Origin of the sequence: Gracilimonas halophila, from assembly GCF_042684365.1 — a bacterium.
GTDB lineage: Bacteria > Bacteroidota > Rhodothermia > Balneolales > Balneolaceae > Gracilimonas > Gracilimonas halophila.
The window spans coordinates 879,426-898,959 of the sequence record NZ_JBHULI010000024.1 but is presented as its reverse complement, the minus strand read 5'-3'; the positions used below and the strand labels follow the sequence as shown (position 1 = coordinate 898,959).

At 40.2% G+C, this 19,534-nt stretch carries 14 protein-coding genes and 1 tRNA gene; 13 read left to right on the top strand and 2 right to left on the bottom strand.

Annotation, left to right across the window (positions count from 1 at the left end; translation table 11 throughout):
* Positions 1–35 precede the first annotated feature (35 nt).
* The 7 genes from ACFSVN_RS10400 (at position 36) to ACFSVN_RS10370 (ending at position 12,382) form a co-directional block, all read left to right on the top strand.
* Positions 36–3,614: a SusC/RagA family TonB-linked outer membrane protein gene (locus ACFSVN_RS10400; protein WP_390302085.1), complete on the top strand. Its 3,579-nt coding sequence runs from the start codon at positions 36–38 to the stop codon at positions 3,612–3,614.
* 28 nt (positions 3,615–3,642) lie between these two features.
* The gene (locus tag ACFSVN_RS10395) at positions 3,643–5,022 is read left to right on the top strand and encodes a RagB/SusD family nutrient uptake outer membrane protein (RefSeq protein ID WP_390302082.1); all 1,380 of its coding nucleotides are present in this window, start codon (positions 3,643–3,645) and stop codon (positions 5,020–5,022) included.
* A 69-nt stretch (positions 5,023–5,091) separates the two neighbouring features.
* Positions 5,092–5,997 carry a PIG-L deacetylase family protein gene (locus ACFSVN_RS10390; RefSeq protein WP_390302079.1) on the top strand — a complete coding sequence of 302 codons (906 nt, stop codon included), beginning with the start codon at positions 5,092–5,094 and terminating at the stop codon, positions 5,995–5,997.
* 58 nt (positions 5,998–6,055) lie between these two features.
* Entirely contained in the window at positions 6,056–7,300 is a 1,245-nt protein-coding gene (locus ACFSVN_RS10385) for a sugar MFS transporter (protein ID WP_390302076.1), read from the top strand.
* A 46-nt stretch (positions 7,301–7,346) separates the two neighbouring features.
* Positions 7,347–8,195 (top strand): ROK family protein, encoded by an 849-nt coding sequence (locus ACFSVN_RS10380; RefSeq protein ID WP_390302073.1) that lies wholly within the window; start codon positions 7,347–7,349, stop codon positions 8,193–8,195.
* Between the two features lie 32 nt (positions 8,196–8,227).
* Positions 8,228–10,894, top strand: coding sequence for an exo-rhamnogalacturonan lyase family protein (locus ACFSVN_RS10375; protein ID WP_390302070.1), 2,667 nt, complete (start codon positions 8,228–8,230; stop codon positions 10,892–10,894).
* Between the two features lie 12 nt (positions 10,895–10,906).
* Positions 10,907–12,382, top strand: a complete 1,476-nt coding sequence (locus ACFSVN_RS10370; RefSeq protein WP_390302067.1) for an SLC13 family permease — start codon at positions 10,907–10,909, stop codon at positions 12,380–12,382.
* A gap of 19 nt (positions 12,383–12,401) precedes the next feature.
* Here the strand turns inward: ACFSVN_RS10370 and ACFSVN_RS10365 are convergent, their stop codons facing one another.
* Positions 12,402–12,968, bottom strand: a complete 567-nt coding sequence (locus tag ACFSVN_RS10365; protein WP_390302064.1) for an NlpC/P60 family protein — start codon at positions 12,966–12,968, stop codon at positions 12,402–12,404.
* Positions 12,969–13,039: 71 nt separating this feature from the next.
* Between ACFSVN_RS10365 and ACFSVN_RS10360 the strand changes: the two genes are divergently transcribed.
* Positions 13,040–13,765: a pyridoxine 5'-phosphate synthase gene (locus tag ACFSVN_RS10360; RefSeq protein WP_390302061.1), complete on the top strand. Its 726-nt coding sequence runs from the start codon at positions 13,040–13,042 to the stop codon at positions 13,763–13,765.
* A 38-nt stretch (positions 13,766–13,803) separates the two neighbouring features.
* On the opposite strand, the gene ACFSVN_RS10355 is transcribed toward ACFSVN_RS10360, so the two are convergent.
* On the bottom strand, positions 13,804–15,441 hold the full coding sequence (locus ACFSVN_RS10355; RefSeq protein ID WP_390302059.1) for a TlpA family protein disulfide reductase: 1,638 nt from the start codon (positions 15,439–15,441) through the stop codon (positions 13,804–13,806).
* Between the two features lie 56 nt (positions 15,442–15,497).
* Between ACFSVN_RS10355 and ACFSVN_RS10350 the strand changes: the two genes are divergently transcribed.
* The 5 genes from ACFSVN_RS10350 to ACFSVN_RS10330 all read left to right on the top strand — a co-directional run bounded on the left by ACFSVN_RS10350 (position 15,498) and on the right by ACFSVN_RS10330 (position 19,527).
* Positions 15,498–16,391, top strand: a complete 894-nt coding sequence (locus tag ACFSVN_RS10350; protein WP_390302056.1) for a GntR family transcriptional regulator — start codon at positions 15,498–15,500, stop codon at positions 16,389–16,391.
* A gap of 73 nt (positions 16,392–16,464) precedes the next feature.
* A complete protein-coding gene (locus tag ACFSVN_RS10345) occupies positions 16,465–18,387 on the top strand; it encodes a DEAD/DEAH box helicase (RefSeq protein ID WP_390302053.1) in 1,923 nt (640 codons plus the stop codon).
* Positions 18,388–18,525: 138 nt separating this feature from the next.
* Positions 18,526–18,597, top strand: a tRNA-Gly gene (locus ACFSVN_RS10340).
* Between the two features lie 52 nt (positions 18,598–18,649).
* Entirely contained in the window at positions 18,650–18,823 is a 174-nt protein-coding gene (locus ACFSVN_RS10335) for a GIY-YIG nuclease family protein (protein WP_390302050.1), read from the top strand.
* 281 nt (positions 18,824–19,104) lie between these two features.
* Positions 19,105–19,527, top strand: a complete 423-nt coding sequence (locus tag ACFSVN_RS10330) for an OsmC family protein (RefSeq protein WP_390302047.1) — start codon at positions 19,105–19,107, stop codon at positions 19,525–19,527.
* Positions 19,528–19,534: the final 7 nt, after the last annotated feature.

Below are 19,534 nucleotides of genomic sequence, written 5' to 3'. Positions count from 1 at the left end.
TATAACAAGAACAAAAACTAGCTAAGAGGACACGGATGAGAACATTTGTTACAAAAACAGTAAGGATTGCAATATCATATATGTTACTTGGTATTGTTGTACTTCATTTTGGCAATACTACAAATGCTAAGGCACAACTGATTACATCTCTTTCTAATAGTGTACAGACAATTTCAAGTCAATACTATTCAGTTAAGTTGTATTCTAATAGTATTCCAGAATTAAGGAAGAAGATCACATTAAACGAAGAAAACGTCCCTCTTGGTGACGTATTAAAGTCAATTTCTGATAAATCAAAACTTGGAATAGCTTTGAATTCAGACTTGGAAGCACTGTCTAAAACTATTTCTGTAAATCTTACAGATGTAAGTGTTTCCGATGCTTTACAATATGTATTACTCGATTCAGGTTATGAAGCAGTAGTTTCTAATACCCGTGAGATTATGTTGATTGAAAGTCGTTCTGCCATGAACGAGATTGATCAAATGGAGAAAGATGTTTCTGGAGTTGTACGTGACTCACAAACAGGAGAAACCCTGCCTGCTGTTAATGTTTCCGTAGAGGGTACCAACATCGGTACAGCTACAAATGCTGATGGCGAGTTTGAACTGACCGTCCCGGATGATTCGGAGATATTAGTATTCCGTTTTGTAGGATATAAGACACAAGAAGTACTTATAGGTGACCAAGACTATTTTGAAGTTGACCTGGTTTATGACCTTGTGCAATTTGAAGATGTTGTTGTAGTAGGATATGGTACACAGCAAAGAACAGAAGTTACAGGTTCTGTAACATCCATAAGAACCGAGGAAATTAATAATATTCCGGTTTCTAGTTTTGAAAACGCACTTCAGGGTAGAATGGCCGGTGTAAATGTTGCAGAGTCAACTGGTGAGCCGGGCTCTTCCCCACAAATTTTGATTCGTGGAACAGGCTCTATCTCAGCCGGAAATGATCCATTATATGTTGTTGATGGCGTACCTATTTCAAATAGTAATAACCTTCAGGCAAATATTGGTAGCCAAAGAGCTTCATTTCAGCCACCTAAGGCAAATCCATTGGCAACTATTAACCCAAGAGATATTGAATCTATTGAGGTTTTAAAGGATGCTTCTGCAGCTGCTATTTATGGATCCAGGGGGTCTAACGGTGTTGTTCTTATTACAACTAAAAAAGGTAGTACCGGAGCTCCTCAGGTTTCTTTTAATAGTTATATAGGTAGTTCTTCTATATTCAATCAGCCGGATATGATGAATGCTGAGGAATTGATTGCATATACCAAGGATTCAAGAAACAATAATTATCTTCAGGATATAGAATTGGGAGATGCTCCTGCCAATCCAAATTATGATCCGGACACTAATGCAGGTCGGCCAAACGTAGGTAACTACCTGATTCCAGAACAATATGTGGCATGGGATGGTACGGATACCGATTGGCTGGATCTTATTTTCAGTCCGGCAGTAATGCAAAACTATGACCTTTCAATAGGCGGTGGTACAGATATTACCAGATACTTCCTTTCTGCCGGTTACCTCAATCAAGAAGGGGTTTTAGACGGTTCAGCTTTTGACCGTTACACCTTAAAATTAAACCTGACTCAGGATTTAAGTGACAGAATAACTGTAGGTACTGCGATTAATGCTGCTTTAACTCAGCATGATAGATTGCCTGCTAATGCCCCTTATTTTGGGTCCCCTCCCGGAATTGTATATTCTGCCATGGTTCACTCACCCGTAGTGGCACCTTATAACCCGGATGGAACTATCAACCAGCTTAATAACCAGTCTTACCTTGGTGGCGGAACTACATCAGCCAGTAATCCACTTGCGATAATGGAGTTCATAAGTGAAGACATTAAGAATAATCGAGTTTTCGGTAATTTTTACGGTGATTACAATGTCAATGAGAACCTGACGTTTAAATCATTGATCGGTTATGATTTAAACAATTTTAAACAATCATTTTATAGAGGAACCGAGTTTCTTTATAGAACTCAGACATCTCCACAGCCTTATGCACAAAGCAGTTCAGGTGATAGCTTTAACTGGTTATGGGAAAACACTCTTAACTATGTGAAATCCTTTGGAGAAGACCATAGTTTAAATGCCGTTGTTGGGTATACCGCTCAAAAGCAAACGGATAACCGAACTGTTATAGTGGCTCAGGATTTTACAGATGATCAGGTTACAACTGTAAATGGCGGTATTATCACCGGTGGAGATGAGATCAAAGAAGAATGGAGTTTAGTTTCTTCCCTTGCGCGTGTTAATTATGTGTACAAGGACAGGTATTTGTTTACAGGTACCGTTCGTGCTGATCGCTCATCAAGATTTGGTAGTGAAAACCAAACCGGTGTCTTCCCATCATTCTCATTAGGATGGAGAGCAACTCAGGAGCCATTTATGGCAGATATTGAGGCTATAAATGAATTGAAGTTCAGAGGTAGTTATGGTGTAACCGGTAATTTTGAAATTCCAAATTATGGATCTATCGGACTATTAGGTGAAGCCAACTATCCATTTTCCGGAAGTGAGAACATTGGAGTTGCTCCAAGAACAATCGGTAATGATGAACTAACTTGGGAAACAACGTATCAGGTGAACCTTGGTATTGATTATGCTTTCCTTGATAGTCGAATCTATGGTTCGTTTGATGTTTATGAGAGTACTACGGAAGACCTTTTACTTATGGTAAATATTCCGGCATCAACAGGTTTTGAAACAGCACTGACTAATATTGGTGAGGTTGAGAACAGAGGTATTGAATTTGCTATTACTTCGAGAAACTTTTCAGGTGAATTCCAATGGGCAACTGATTTTAATATAGCGGCAAACCGCAATAAGGTATTGAAATTAGGTCCTGAAGGAGATCCAATTTTAAGTTCCGGTGCAGCCGGTAACCGTCATATTACCCGTATTGGTGACCCAATCGGTAGTTATTACGGATATGTAGTGGATGGTATTTATCAGAATCAGGCAGATATTGATAATGCTCCTGACGACATGATGGCACCAGCCCCACGTCCGGGTGACTTCAGGTTTAAAGATGTTAATAATGACGGCATTATTAACGAGGAAGACCGTACAGTGATCGGAAGCTACCATCCTGATTATACCTATGGAATTACAAACAGATTTAACTACAAAGGTGTTGATCTGAGTATTTTCATTCAGGGAGTTCAAGGACGGGATGTGTTGAACTTGACGTCTCGCCACCTTCTGAACGGTGAAGCTAATTTCAACTCATATGCTGCACTTAATGATCGCTGGATTTCTGAATCACAACCAGGTAACGGAGAACACCCAAGAGCTGACCGTAATTCAGCAAACCATGGTAATAACAACCGAATTTCTTCTTATCAGGTACAAGATGGAAGCTATTTGAAGATTAAAAATATAACGTTAGGGTATACATTGCCAGCTTCATGGGTTGAAGGACTATTCAGTTCTGCTCGCTTATATGCGTCTGCTACCAACGTGGCTATGTTTACAGATTATATAGGATTTAATCCCGAGGTAAGCCTGCAAACTAACAGTTTGACACCGGGTGAAGATTATGGTGCTTATCCATTATCAAGGACATTCCAATTCGGTATTAACCTCGACTTTTAATCAGAATTTTATAAAAAGGACAATAACCATGAAAAAACTATATTTAATACTTCTTCTTCCACTATTGTTTGTTTCTTGTGGAGAAGACTTTACAAGCTTAAGTCCAATATCGGAACGAAATGCTCAAAACTTCTATGAAACTCAGGGGGATTTTGAAGTAGCCATCACTGGCGCGTATGGAGCACTTCAGAGTAACGGAACCTTCGGAGTGAATAATATTCTGTTCTTAGAAATGAGAGCAGATAATGGTGCAAATGGTGGTGGGGCAACAGGTCTTGCCGCTACCTTGCAACAAATTGATGATTTCGATGAAATATCAACAGCCAGTGAGCTGGAAAATACTTGGAATCAGTCTTATGAAGGAATAGCCAGAGCAAATACAATTATTGCTCGTATTGATGATGTAGATTTCACTGATAGTAATTTAAAGGATCAGATTAAAGGGGAAGCTCTCTTTATACGATCATTACTTTACTATAATATGGCCGTCATATTTGGCAATATTCCTGAGCAGTTTGAAGAAGTAACATCTCCAAATGTAGAGATAAATCAAGTGCCTGCATCCGCTATCTTTGACCGCATCGCCTCTGATTTAGAAGAAGCTGAAGGGCTTCTACCACCAGTAGCAGATGGTGGGCGAGCCACTGAGTATGCTGCAGCTGCCCTGCTTGGAAGAGTACATCTGCAAGCAGGAAATCCCGGTGACGCCGAAGCTCCATTACGAAGAGTTGTGGATTCACAGCAGTATGACCTTGTACAAGACTATGCCCAGCTTTGGGGTCCTTCTAACGAGGGAAATATCGAGTCTATCTTTGAGGTTCAATATATTTCCGGTGGTGTTGGAGAAGGAAGTGCATACACTGACATGTATACACCAAACGGAGTTGGCGGTGGAGTTGGTGGTGGCGTAGCCCCGCAAGACGTTACGGACGATATTGTTAATCAATATGATCCTGCAGACGAAAGGTTTGAAGGAACTCTCGAAGCTGACGGAACTGGAGGTTATTGGGTTGAGAAATTTGATAGTAATCCATCTACAGCTTTTGATGCTCCAAATAATTGGATGGAGATCCGGTATGCTGAGGTTCTGTTAAACCTGGCCGAGGCAATTGGTGAAAGCACAGAAGCTTACGATCTTATCAATGAAGTTAGAGATCGTGCTGGATTAGCTGACATCGACGGCAATACCCCCGGCACTTTTGACGAGAAGCTTCTTCAGGAAAGACGTCTAGAATTTGCATTCGAAAACAAAAGATGGCCAGACCTTTTAAGATTTGGAGTAGCTAAATCTGTAATGGCTAACCATTTAGGGATATCTGAGTCGGAAGTAACACTTCTATATCCTATTCCACTTGGCGCAATTGATGTTGCACCAGATGAAATGACTCAAAATCCAGAACACCAATAAACAGTAGCTTTTTAGCCGGGATATTTTATTAACATATCCCGGCTATTTTTTTAACTCAGACCTAAATAAATGAACTATTTAATATCGATTTTTATCGCCTTATTTTTTCTTTCGGTATCATTCTCTGCGAACGCACAATTACCGGATAATGAAGATGACAGGATTAGGGTGATTGCTATTTTCGCTCATCCGGATGACGGAGATGCAAAAATGGGTGGAACCGCAGCTATGTTAGCTGAACAAGGGTATGCAGTTAAATTCCTGTCCATTACAAATGGAGATGCAGGTCACCACGAAGAAGGCGGTGGGATGCTGGCTAAACGAAGAAGAGCAGAAGCAGAAGAAGCAGGAAGAAGATTAGGTATTGATGAATATAAAGTTTTAGATAACCATGACGGTGAATTGTTGCCGGAGTTACATATCAGACAGCAAGTAATAAGAGAAATTAGAAACTGGAATGCTGATGTGGTATTGGGATTACGCCCGAACGATTATCACCCTGATCACAGATATGCAGGTGTATTAGTACAGGATGCTGCATACATGGTAGTGGTACCAAATGTTGCTCCCGACACTCCTCCACTAAGGAAAAACCCGGTGTTTTTATACATGTCAGATGGATTCCAAAAACCTAATCCATTTTCTCATGACATCGTAGTTGGTATAGATGAAACATTTGAGAAAAAGGTAAATGCATTCGATGCTCATGAATCACAGGTATATGAGTGGCTTCCATGGGTTTCAGGAAACTTAGACAAGGTGCCTGAAGGTGAGGAAGAGCGTAAAGAGTTTTTAATAAATGGCTTTATAGGTCAGATGGTTGTTTCTCCGGAACAACTGGAAGGACTTAAAAAATGGTATGGCGAAGAGAAAGCAAATTCCTTCAAATATGCTGAATCATTTGAGATTTGCGAATATGGATATCAGCCGACCGAAGAAGAGATTAGGAAGCTATTTCCAATGTTTGAAAATTAGCTTTTCGTTGATTTGTACTTAAACTTGAAACATTAGCACCATTCATCACACCAATATTATGAAAAGGAATTATTATCTGGTAGGACTTATCGTATTAATATTTTTTGTTATCTCATTTTTGACAAATATAATAGGTCCTCTTGTTCCCCAGATCATTGAGGATTTTGATCTGAGCCTTACTTTAGTAGCAATTTTACCATTTGCATTCTTTATTGCATATGGAGTAATGTCGATTCCATCAGGTATATTGATTGAACGCTTTGAGGAAAAGAAAGTCATGATAGCGGCATTTCTAGTGGCATTTTCCGGAGCATTACTTTTTGCTTTGTTTCCTCAGTATTTAGTAGCTGTGGTTTCTCTATTCCTTATCGGCTCAGGAATGGCTATGCTTCAGGTAGCTATCAATCCACTCTTAAGAGTCTCAGGTGGTGAAGAAAACTTTGCTTTCAACTCTGTGATGGCCCAATTGTTTTTTGGTTTAGCTTCTTTTATTAGCCCACTCGTTTATTCCTATTTAGTTCTTAATATTGGCACTGAAGACATGGGCGCATTGCTCAGTTTGCTTACTAATATAGTTCCTGAGAGCCTGCCTTGGGTTTCATTATACTGGTTATTCGCATTTGTTTGTTTAGTAATGGTAGTTGTGATTGGAGTTTCTAATTTTCCGGAAGTCGAGAAGAAAGAAGACGAATTGATCGGTGCTTTTGAAACCCATTTAGAATTATTGAAGAACAAAAAAGTAATCCTTTTCTTCTTTGGTATTTTCGCATATGTAGGTGCTGAACAAGGGGTTGCGAACTGGATATCTGAATTTCTATCAACCTATCACGGGTATGATCCTCAAACAACAGGAGCTTCCGTAGTATCCTGGTTCTGGGGAATGATGACTGCAGGTACTATGCTTGGTTTATTCCTGCTAAAAATTATGGACAGTAAAAAAGTGCTTATCCTCTTCACATCAGCCGTCTTGATCTCACTCACTCTTTCTCTTTTCGGTAGTGGAGAGGTAGCACTTATTGCTTTTCCTGCAATTGGATTTTTTATAGCCGTAATGTGGCCTATCATATTTTCGTTAGCACTTAATTCAGTAGCTGAGCATCACGGAACTTTTTCAGGGATATTGGTTACCGGGATAGCCGGTGGTGCAATTGTACCGCTTATCGTGGGTTCACTTGGTGATTTATTCGGATTGAGAATTGGTATGTTATTCCTCTATATCTCATTTGGATACATACTGAGTATTGGATTTTGGGCCAAACCTCTTATCAGTAATAAGACCATTGAATTTGGATCTAAAGAATAATGCTGATGTGCTTTAAAGACTTATCAAATCAATCAGCAAGGACATAATGGATCTGATAGGAATAGATTTAGGAGCTACCAATGTAAGGGTTGCCCGTATTTTAAATAATAATATCATTTCCGTATCAACCGAAAAAATAGAAAACTCTGCTTCACCCGAAGATTTGATCAATCAGATCAGAATGCTTATTTCAAAAGAAATAGAGCCATCTGTGAGCGCGATTGGAATGGGGGTTCCGAGTGTGGTAGATGTTGAAGCCGGTATAGTTTATGATGTCCAGAACATCCCGTCGTGGAAAAAAGTCCCTTTGAAAAAAATCCTTGAGAAGGACTTTGATAAGCCTGTTTTCATAAATAATGATGCAAATTGTTTCGTCTTAGGTGAAAAATATTTTGGTAAAGCTAGGGGAAGCTCTTCTGTTGCCGGTCTTATAATTGGAACCGGATTTGCAGCCGGACTCATTTTCAATAATAAACTCTACTCAGGTCCTAACTGTGGTGCCGGAGAAGTGGGGATGATACCTTACCTGGATTCGATTTATGAACACTATTGTTCAGGACAGTTTTTTGAAAAACATAAAAATATAAAAGGGTCGAAGCTTTTTGAACTCGCTTTAGAAAATGATGAAGAAGCCCTGGATGTTTACGAGGAATTTGGGACACATCTTGGGAATGCCCTGAAGGCAGTTCTATATGCATACGATCCAGAGCTCATTGTATTTGGGGGAGGAGTTCGTAAAGCATACCCCTTTTTCAAGGATGCGATGTATAGATCGATGGCAGACTTTGCCTATAAGAACTCTCTGGATAATTTAACTATAACCGTTTCTGAACTGGATGAAATTGCTGTATTGGGTGCAGCAGCTCTTGTTTTAGATCATAAAACCCAAAATTGAAGGTAATATAAATGCGTATATCAAGATTTGATATGAAGAAACTAAGTTTTTTGTTCATGATTTCACTGATCATGATTACTGGTTGTAATGTTGCCAATGATTCAACAAAAATTCCTATTGAAGTAAAAAACAACATTCCGGGATCTCCTCAAGTTTTTGGTATACCTGTTCCAAAAGGAGAATTGTTTTCTCCTGATCATGTTAGGATGTTGGATAGCAGAGGAAATGAGATTCCGTCCCAGATCACTAAAGTGAGTACCTGGGAACCCGCAGATAATAGTATTAAGTGGATGTGGGTATTTTTCTTTACGGATGAGGAAACAGACTATACAGTAGAATATGGTCCGGAAGTACGCAACAGTATGGATTACGACCAAATACTAACGGTAAAAAACAATCAGCGTGTTACCGGAGAAGTTACAGTTAATACGGGACCACTCCGTTTTGAAGTTAATAAAGGGGAAGGTGGTGGTTTTTTTAACGCCCCTGCAGGAAGTGGTTTTCTGGATAAAGTTGAATTGGACATTGATGGAGACGGCTTCACTGAAACTGATGTTATCGCTGAAGGTAAAGAAGGCCGGAGTTCATTCCTCGATATCATAGATGGAATGGGTCTCGACAGATCTAAAGCTGTTGTTACAAGAACAGTTAAAGAATTAGGAAGTGGCCCATTGCATGCAATTATTCGTGTGGAAGGGAAATATCAATATAGCCGTGAAGACAATAATTCAGCTCCTTTCATAACCCGTATTCATACGTATGCTGGCAAAAGCTATATAAAAGTTCAGCACACATTTGTATATACAGGAATTCCTGACAATCATAGTGTCCCAAGTGGGGAATATGAAGCTATCGCAACTCAAAATGGTATTGTCATTGATGAAGGTGAACTTTCCGAGGATGAAGGGTTTATAGAGCCAAATGATCAAATAGCTGCTACCGGTTTATCACTTAAGTATAATATGTCTGATAATAAGACGGTCACAACTTCTTATTATGATGGTAAGTGGTGGGATACAGGTAATAGTCAATTTGTACAGAGTTCACTGAGCAATGAAGCATCAGTATTGCAAACAGGACCTAATCCATCTCAAATTCCACCTTTGGCAAACTCTTCACCTGAGCAAAGATTACAGAATGTGTTTAATGCTACAATTAAAATAGATGACCAAACTAACATTAGTGCCGAAAGAGCGGCTGGTTGGGTAGACCTTTCAGATGATAAATGGGGGGTTATGGTTGGCTTTAAAAGTTTCTTTGAAGAATATCCCAAAGAGATAAAAGTTGAAGAAGCAGAAGAAGATATTACTGCGTACATATGGACACCTTCTGTTGAGCCTCAGAGTTTTGCCAGAAAAGATCTTGATAATGATAGTGGAATGATCGCAAACTTTGCTCAAGGTTTAGCAAAAACAACAGAGATGGTTTTCTATTTCCATAAGAAAAGCACATCTGCGGATGTAGAAAAAACTGCAAAAATGTTCTTGGATGGCTCTGTTACCCATGCAGATCCGGATTGGTATGCTAAAAGTGAAGCTTTCGGTAAACTGGCTGCACAAAAGGAAAAGTTCGCTTCGTATGAAAGAGGCCTGGATTATAAATTTCAATGGATGAAATTTAACCAGGAATGGGAGCCCTGGTATGGTATGCTGAACTATGGTGATAATTTGACTTACTACTATGGTAACGAATGGGGTCAGTGGACAAATAATGAGCCTGGTAACGATTACATGTGGTGGTTACAATTCATAAGAACCGGTAACCCGATGTACTATAGAACAGCTCAGGCTGCAAGTATGCATACTATGGATGTAGATAACATCCACTGGCCTAAAGATCCTGTGTATATTGGTGATACAAATGAATCAATACACTATTTTCAAAATTTAGAAGAACCTGAAGGATCACCGTATGTTGGAATGGGAAGAAGGCATGCAGATCAGCACTATAGTTCGTTATTGAGTGCTCATGTTTGGGTTCCTGGCTGGGTTACATCCTACTATCTTGATGCTAATCACCGAGGCTTAGAAGTAGCTATGCAAACGGGTGATTATTATGTGAAAAGAGTATTCGGAGGTCATGGATTAAGAGGCCGCCGCTTGTACTTATCCGTTTGGAATTTAGCTGAAATATATGATGCTACGAAAATGGATGTGTACGGAGATGAACTGAAAGATAGAGTGGATATAATGCTTGAATTACAGCATCATCCGGATCAGGGAGGGGAAATGGTTATCAACAGGTATGGTTACTCACAAGTTTATGTAACCAATGGCCTCAGAAAGTATGTTCAACTAACAGGTGATGAGGAAGTCAAAAATGCAATGATCGACCATGCAAGAAGACTTAGAGATGTGCCTCCTTATAATCATGATATGGAATCATATTTATCATCAATCAGCAGTTTGGTTCTTGGATACGAATATTCAGGTGAACCGAGTTTCTTAGAAGAGGCTGCTGATCGTGCTCAATATTTGAAAACCGATGAATTGGTACAAGAGTTTGACTCGTATGAAAATCAAAAAATTCTTGCAGAAGCGTTGGAAGAGGCGAGTAACTTTCCAAAAGACCCGGGTGCAAGGAGACCTCCGATCTGGCAAATAACAAATGGCCTGAGAATATTTGGCTGGACAAGTATTTATAATGTTCCCTATTTGGAATATTGGATGGAGAAAGAAAATTATCCTGCTGAGAGATAAGTTTTAATTTTTATGATAAAAAGTAACATTAGTAATTTAGGTAAACACTTAGGTTTAATTGGTGGAGTAGTAGTATTAATACTACTAATGCTAACTCCGACACCTGAAGGCTTATCTGATGCGGCATGGAAAACTGCGGCAATAACAATATTAATGGGCATATGGTGGTTGACGGAAGCCATCCCCATTTTTGTAACAGCACTGTTGCCCATAGTACTATTCCCGATGTTTGGTGTTACTACTATCTCTGAGGCTACCTCACCTTATGCTAATCCACTTATATTTTTATTTATGGGAGGGTTTATAATAGCTCTGGCCATGGAGAAGTGGGATCTTCACAAACGAATTGCAATTAGCATAGTCAGTTTTGTGGGAATTAAGCCGTCATCTATCATTATTGGGTTTATCATAGCAGCTGCATTTTTAAGTATGTGGGTCAGCAACACTGCTACAGCCATTATGATGTTGCCAATAGCTATGTCAATTTTAGAGTTGGTAGATAGAGAGGAAGGCTCTGATAAGATAAACTTTGAGATCGTACTTATTCTATGTATTGCATATGCCTGTAATATTGGAGGAATGGGGACACTTATTGGAACACCCCCCAATGCTTTGTTAGCCGGGTTTGTTCTCGAAAACTATGGCATTGAGATTACCTTTTTTGACTGGATGCTGGTAGGGGTTCCTATTGTTGTTTTATCACTGCCACTTATGTATTTGGTTCTCACAAAGGTGATCTACCCAATTAAAATAAAGGTATTGCCAGGTGGCAAAGAACTCATTCAAAAGCAGATGAATGAATTGGGTTTGATATCCTCTGAGGAGAAAAAAGTCGCGGCTGTTTTTTTAGGTGTGGCTTTACTTTGGATATTCAGGCCGTTTCTTTCAAATTATATTCCGGGTATTTCAGATGCCGGTATTGCAATAGCAGCATCTATAGTTCTTTTTATAATTCCTTCCGATCTTAAGAAGAATGTATTTCTTTTAAAATGGTCGGACACTAAACGTTTGCCATGGGGAGTCTTGATTCTTTTTGGGGGGGGACTGAGTATGGCGTCTGCTATTAGTTCTACAGGCTTGGCAACATGGATTGGAAATGGAATAGGAGCACTTGATACCTGGCCAATATTATTGATCATTTTTATAGTGATATCGCTTATCATCTTTTTGACAGAGATGACAAGCAATACGGCTTCTACAGCAGCTTTCCTGCCAATACTAGCCTCAGTTGCCATTGGACTAGGGGAGAATCCACTACTACTTGCTATCCCAACTGTATTGGGAGCTAGCTGTGCTTTCATGCTACCGGTAGCAACGCCCCCTAATGCCATTGTTTATGGGAGTGGAAAGATCGCTATTCCTGAAATGGCAAAAGCCGGCTTTTGGCTAAATATTTTATTTATACTGTTACTAACACTAGCTTCTTATACCATTATTGGCTTTGTGTTTGGAATTGAAATTGGGGTTTTACCCGATTGGGCAATTTAATCCGGAATTAGGACTTGGCTTAAATAACTCTTCGAGCCGCCAAATAGGTTTCCTCCCAAAAAGGGTGGTCAAGAGCTGAAATTTTCACCCCTTCTGATGTGGAAGCATGAAGAAATTCACTTCGGTTCACCATTACCCCCACATGATAAGTACGGCGACCGGTTTTAAAGAATACCATGTCACCTGTTTCAATCTGTTCTTTCCTAACAGGATCCCCAAACTCAAGCTGTTCTAAGGTAGTACGAGGAATTAATTTTGAAAAATAATCTTCAAAAACAACCTGCATAAACGCCGAACAGTCAATACCCGTGTACCCACTTCCACCCAATAAGTAGGGAACTCCTTTCCAGTCATTGTAAGCAAGTTGGAGGAATTCCTGCCGCTCCTGAATTTGCGGAGCTGCTGCTTCATCAACCTCGGGTACACCAGAACTACTTTCCGTAGCCTCAGGAGGCTCAGAAGTCATATTAGCAGGTTCTTCTTCCCAGGGAACAGCTCCCCTCTTGACTGTTCCACAAGCCGAAAAAATACCTGCCGCCAAGAGTATCAGCAGTGCTTTTTGTATGATGATACCGTCTGATTTCATTGTCTGTAAATATAAACGGATATGCTTACTTTTGAAGTAGAATTACTGAATTTAAAAACCCGGCTATTTAAATGAAATTACTCGTCAATATCGATCACGTTGCAACTTTGAGAAATGCCAGGGGAGAAGGCTACCCTGATCCCATCGAAGCGGCTCGGATCTGTGAAGGAGCCGGAGCTGCCGGTATTGTATTCCATCTGCGGGGCGATCGCCGCCATATCAGGGATGAAGATGTGTACCGATTGAAGGATAGCGTACGCGGAAAGCTGGATTTTGAAATGGCTGCCTCCGATGAAATGCTCGATATTTGTACCAAAGTAGATCCGCATTTGTGCACGCTTGTTCCTGAAGGACGGGAAGAATTGACCACAGAGGGCGGACTCAAAATGGAAACCGTTTTTGATGATTTTAAGAACCGCGTATTCCCAAAACTTCGGAAAACTGATATTGAGATCAGCTTATTCCTGGATCCTAATCCCGAAGATATTCAACTCGCTCATGAACTGGGAACGGATGCCATTGAACTTCACACCGGAACTTTTGCTAATGCTTCTGAAGGGAAAAAACAGCACGAACTTACCCGGCTCCGAAAGGCTGCAAAAATGATCAATGAATTGGGAATGAAGGCAAACGCCGGTCACGGGTTGAATTTAGAGAACCTTCCGGATCTGCTCGAAACCGTGCCAAACCTGAATGAAGTAAGTATTGGTCATGCACTCATCAGTAAATCTATTTATTGGGGATTGGAACGAACCGTGAAAGCATATCTTGAGACCATTGAAGATTTTTATGGGTGAAAATTTTGCCGCCTCATGATTGAAAGAATAGCTTAATTTTAATTAAGATATTTCATCAGGGTTTGTTCTAGTTTTTCTCCACGCAATGCCTGTCCGGTTTCTATAATATTTCCTTCCGGGTTAACCAGAATTTGAAAAGGATAGCCCTGAATCCGGAATAAGGTACTGAATTCTCCATCATCCATAACTTGTGGCCATTTTATGTCATACTTTGAAATGGCTTCTTTAGTCGATTCAATGGAATCATAAGCAAGTCCTACTATTTCAAAATTTGAATTCTTAAAATCATCATAGGCCTGTTTCAAATAAGGCAATTCTTCAATACAGGGACCACACCAACTACCCCAAAAATCAAGAAGGACATATTTTCCTGTCAGGTTCTCTTTACTAATTGGCTTTTCGTCAAGTGTGGTACCATCCCAGTCAGGGAGGGAGACTCCAACTTCAATGGCAGCTAGTTGTTTTTGAGATTCTTCGAAGGAAGGCCGGAGCCGAACCCAGTTACCATGTGGATCAATATCTGCGATCTCATACATTTGATTCCCTGCCTCAAAGTGAGGATAGAAATAATATTTCTCCGCTCTTCTTATGTCGTTTGCATTAACACTAAAATCTTCATTTGTACCAGATCCCATTTGTAGAACATCATCACCATCAACATCAAGAAAGACCTGTAAGTTTTCAGTAAACAGGTATTCAAAAAAGTTCAACATATATACATTGAGAGTATCATTTTTGTTAACAATGGTTGCTTTTCGTTGTACATTTGGAAACGAATAAACTAAATCAGGAACATCTTTGCGGTTGCTGGATGAGTAGCCTTGCGGTAAATCAGTTACCAAATTAATACGAGCTTGAGTGGTGTCATTTATAACTCTGTTTTTTCTGATTTTGTCATAATGTATGAGTCCTTCCCATTTAGTGCTGCTATCATTCTCTGAGAATACATACTCTTCGTTTGAGATCTTATTGTCATTATTCTGATCAATGTAGACCATCCAAGGGTTTTCAGATTCAGATTTTCCTGCTACTACTAATAAAGTGTTATCGGGTGCTTTTGAAGTTACTTGATAGTAAATAGTAGTGTCAGAAAAGGAAGGCTCAATCTCCTGTAGGGTTCCTCTGATTTGATCTCCATAATAATATCTGACAATATCATCGGCATATAGAATAGTACCCATCCAATCGTAAACCCGATCATTGTACTTGAATACTTTATCTTTTACTGGTTCCAGATTTATTTCTGGCCATAGATCCTTCATGTTTTCGGGAGGAATATCATGCCAGGCCTCAACAGATGCTGTAACGGTTTTGTCTTTATCAAATATGAGTTCCCGTGGAGCCCGATAGGTGTAATCAACACTTTCCTCAGCCGAATAAATAGTTCCGCGGGTGATCTTATAGGTAATAGTATCTCCTTTAGCACGGGTGAGGGATATTTCCCAGCGACCATTTTTATAGTTGAATGGAATAGATTGATTTTTCCAGCCAAAGCCGATACCCGGATCAAATCCATTGATGGTTCCGGCCAGATAGAAGTTGGCATCTTCCGGTGTGTTTTCAGGGAGTTCCAGTTGAATGGTTACTTTAACGGAATCTGATTTTGATTGAGCTTGTATTTGTACCCTAAAATCGAACAAAAGTATGAGTATGGTTGAAAAAACAAATATCTTCATGTTGGTTAACTTAATTTATTTACTAATAAAATAGTATTAAATTTAAAACAAGCAAATTGAAAACCTCCGCCAAACATATCGCTGACCGAATTCGACTGATGATCGCTACCAAACAGTTTCAAGTGGGAGAGATGTTACCGTCTACCCGGGAATTGGGCCAACAGCTGGAAGCCAGTTTTCATACCGTGAGAAAAGCTTACCATATTCTGGAGGATGAAGGATTGATTCTGGGCGAGCAGGGACGCGGCTTTACGGTAAAGAATCAAAACACACTGCTTGATAAGTCTGCACGGCTGGAGGTTGGAGGAGAAAAAGTACAGGCGCTGGTGGAAGAACTCATTGGCTACGGATTGGATGAATCCGAGATCGAGTTGCTATTTCAGGAGCAGCTTGGATTTATGGAATGGCCGGATCGGATCCAAACTTGTGCAAGCGTGGGAGAAAATCATGAAGTGGCAAAAATGCTCTCCGATGCCATCAAGAAACAAGTGGGCGTTAAAAGTCAGGTTATCAGTGCGAGCGAATATGAAAGCGCGGCAAAGTATGATGCGCTCTTCGTGCCCATCCACCTCATGAGCAATTTCAGAAGCCTGAGAGAAAGCTTGCTTATCATCCCGATCGTATACGACTACGATCCGGATATTTTGCTCAATATGGTGGACCGTGCTGCGATCGCTACCATCGGTCTGGTAACCGGTTCTGATGACACCATTCCCAAGATCATTGAGGAACTGAAGAGATCGATCCATTTTGAAGGCTCGTTTGTAGCCGGAACCATCTATGGAAAATCATTGCCTCTTTTTGTTCGTGAATCAGACCTTATCTTATACACTCCGGAAAGTGCGCGACTGGTAGAGCAGAAAGTTCCCGAAAAAAGCCGATTACGATTAGAGTATCTTCTGTCCGAAAAAAGTTCAGAGATGATCCGCGCCGAATTATGGGACCAATGAAATTTTAAATTCAATAATGTTGAATGCTAAATGGCTCCCTCATTTAATATTTAACATTTAAAATGAGCATTACTTGATTAAGAAAGTTTTACAGCAGGCAATCGAAGCCATTGAGAAAGAGATAGTTGCCGTAAGAGAGACCCCTTCCACGGATGTGCTTTTCAATGGAACCCTGGAGAAGATCTCAGGAGAATATATCTACACATTCGAAACGCAGAATAAAGGATTGCGATTCGCTGAGGAGGTTCGGGCTAAGATCGATTCAAAAGAACACAAAGTGAATCCTGTAGAGTTTAAAGACAAGAAGGTAAGGTTAGAGTTTCCGGAGAATGTGGGCAGTAAGATAGAAGAGGTTTTCCTGGAATGGGAAAATGATTTTGTGCTTAAAAAGATGGAAGAGCATCTCTTCAAACTTCAGGATAAAGCAGAGGAAATTCCACAACTGAAAGCACTCCTTCAGCCTGAAGAGCATTTCAAAAAGCAAGAGGGAGCAATAGATATAAAAGTAGATAAATGGCGAAATGAATCTCAAAAAGATGCCATCCAGAAATCCCTGAAGAATAATATTCTCTATGTTTGGGGGCCTCCGGGAACGGGTAAAACAGCTACATTAGGATATATCGTTGCTAATTTACTTAATCAAAAAAAACGGGTTCTCTTCGTTTCAAACACAAATCGCGCCGTCGATGTAGGTCTGTTAAGCGTGATAGAAGCTTTATATGAAATTGATCCCGGATATAATCTTCAGAATACTACACGATATGGGGAAGCTGCTCTTGATGATCCCCGTCTTGAAGATATTCTATTCGAACACCAGGTAAAGACTAAATTAGATAGCAGAAAGGCTGATGCCGTATCGCTCTCAAATACGCTCAGTAATTATGAAAAGCTTCAGGAAAAGATCGATGATCTGATGAGAAACGGGGAAGAAATTCCGGATAAACTGGAGATGGAATGTCAGCTTGCCGGGAATAAATTGGAAGAATATGGAGGGGCAGAGTCGGTTGAAATTGAGATCGACCGGTTGATGAACCTGAATGAGCGATACGAGCTAAAGAAGAAACAACTGGTAGCTACCACGCTGGCCAAAGTTTGTACCTCAGAGCTGTTCTATAATATCAGTTACGATGCCGTAGTTGTTGATGAGGGATCTATGGCAGGAATTCCATATATGCTCCTTATGGCGGCTAAGAGTAAACAACATCTGGTTGTTGCCGGTGATCCCATGCAACTTCCGCCTATTGCTCTCACTGACCATCCCAAATCCCGGGATTTTTTAGAGCAGGATATCTTTACTTTTGTTTCCAAATCTCAAAGCACTGAAGACCTGTTTAGCTGGCACGACTTAAACCCCCAGTTCACAAGTTTTTTTGATGTACAGTATCGTATGAAAGACGATCTGGCCGGGGTCATTAGCTCGGTTTTTTATGAAGGCCGGTTGAAGTCAGGGAAACCGGCCGATGGCAGAATTCTGGAAGACAGCGTTGCTTCGGTAGCCCTGATCGATACGGCGAAGTACAACCCTGTGCTGGAGCAGGAAACAGGTGAGAGGGGGTTTAAACCCATCAATGAAGTCCATCACCGATTGATAGAAGAAAGTGTGAAACGTCTCACCAGGAATCATTCTCACGATGATATTGGGATCATTGTTCCATTTAGGAATAGCGTATATAAAGTACGGAATCACCTTTGGGAAAAGGGATATGGTGATATTGAAGTAGGTACGATCCATACTTTTCAGGGAAGAGAAAAATCAGTCATTATCTTCGATACAGTGATGAGCGGGGAGTGGCAAAACGGCGGAATGCGACACTATTCTGTACGGCCTTTTGATGAAAAGAAAAACGGACTCTCGGTTCCACGTCTGCTAAATGTGGCTTTTTCCCGAAGCAAGGAATTATTGGTGATCATCGCTGACATGCAGCATATTCAAAAAGTATACGGGAATAAGTTTCTGGGAAGACTACTTGGTTCCGTGAAAGAAATTTCAATTTAGTATATGAAACTAAGTTCGGTTCACAATTAATGAATAAAGATTACACTAACTTTCAGAAAGTTAAAAAAAGAGTTGAATAGTAATAGGTATCGCCCTTATATTTGATGCCCTGTCAAAAGGGAAAATTTATTGATACAAGCGGGAATAGCTCAGTGGTAGAGCATCACGTTGCCAACGTGAGGGTCGCGAGTTCGAATCTCGTTTCCCGCTCAAAAAGGACAGTCAGGTAGTATTTGGCTGTCCTTTTTATTTTGGGGAAGACATGTATAAAACGTATATCATTTACAGTCTAAGTTCTGATAAATATTATATTGGTTCAACTTCAGTAGGGGTTGAGAAAAGATTGGAACGCCATAATGAAGGATGGAGTCGTTCGACAAAGTCTGGGATACCATGGGTCATTAAATACAGTAAAAGCTTTGATGTGAAGTCGTAAGCCTTGAAATGGGAGAATCACATCAAGAGGCAGAAAAGTCGGGCATATATAGAAGGATTGATCAAATCAGATGAAAATGAATACATCGAATAGTTTAGTTGTAGAGTATTATGTTGTCAACGTGAAGGTCGTCCCGTAGTCACGGGAAATCTCGTTTCCCGCTCAAAAAGACAGTTAAGAGAACTTAACTGTCTTTTTTTTGAGGCTATTTTTAGGAATGCATTCTTCTCTCGGTTTGTTAAATTCAACATACCATAAAACTTAAAAAAGACTTAAAAATTATGCCTACAAAGAAAGCAGAAGCAATTTGGAAAGGAGACCTGAAATCAGGTAATGGAACTATGAAATTGGAAAGTGGTTCCTATGAAGGTAATTATAGTTTTGCCACACGTTTTGAAGATAAATCAGGTTCAAATCCTGAAGAACTCATTGGTGCTGCACATGCGGGCTGTTTTTCGATGGCTTTTTCAAACGAGTTGGATAAAGCCGGGTTCACGCCAAATTCTGTAGAAACACATGCTGAAGTTACTATCGACGGGGGTGCCGGTGCTATTACAACTATAAAGTTGATCTCAAAAGGAGATGTGCCGAACATCGATAATGATAAGTTTCAGGAAATTGCTAATGCTGCAAAAAATGGCTGCCCGGTTTCGAAAGCACTCAGCGGTGTAGAGATCAAACTGGAGGCAACTCTGGAAAACTGAAAAATTA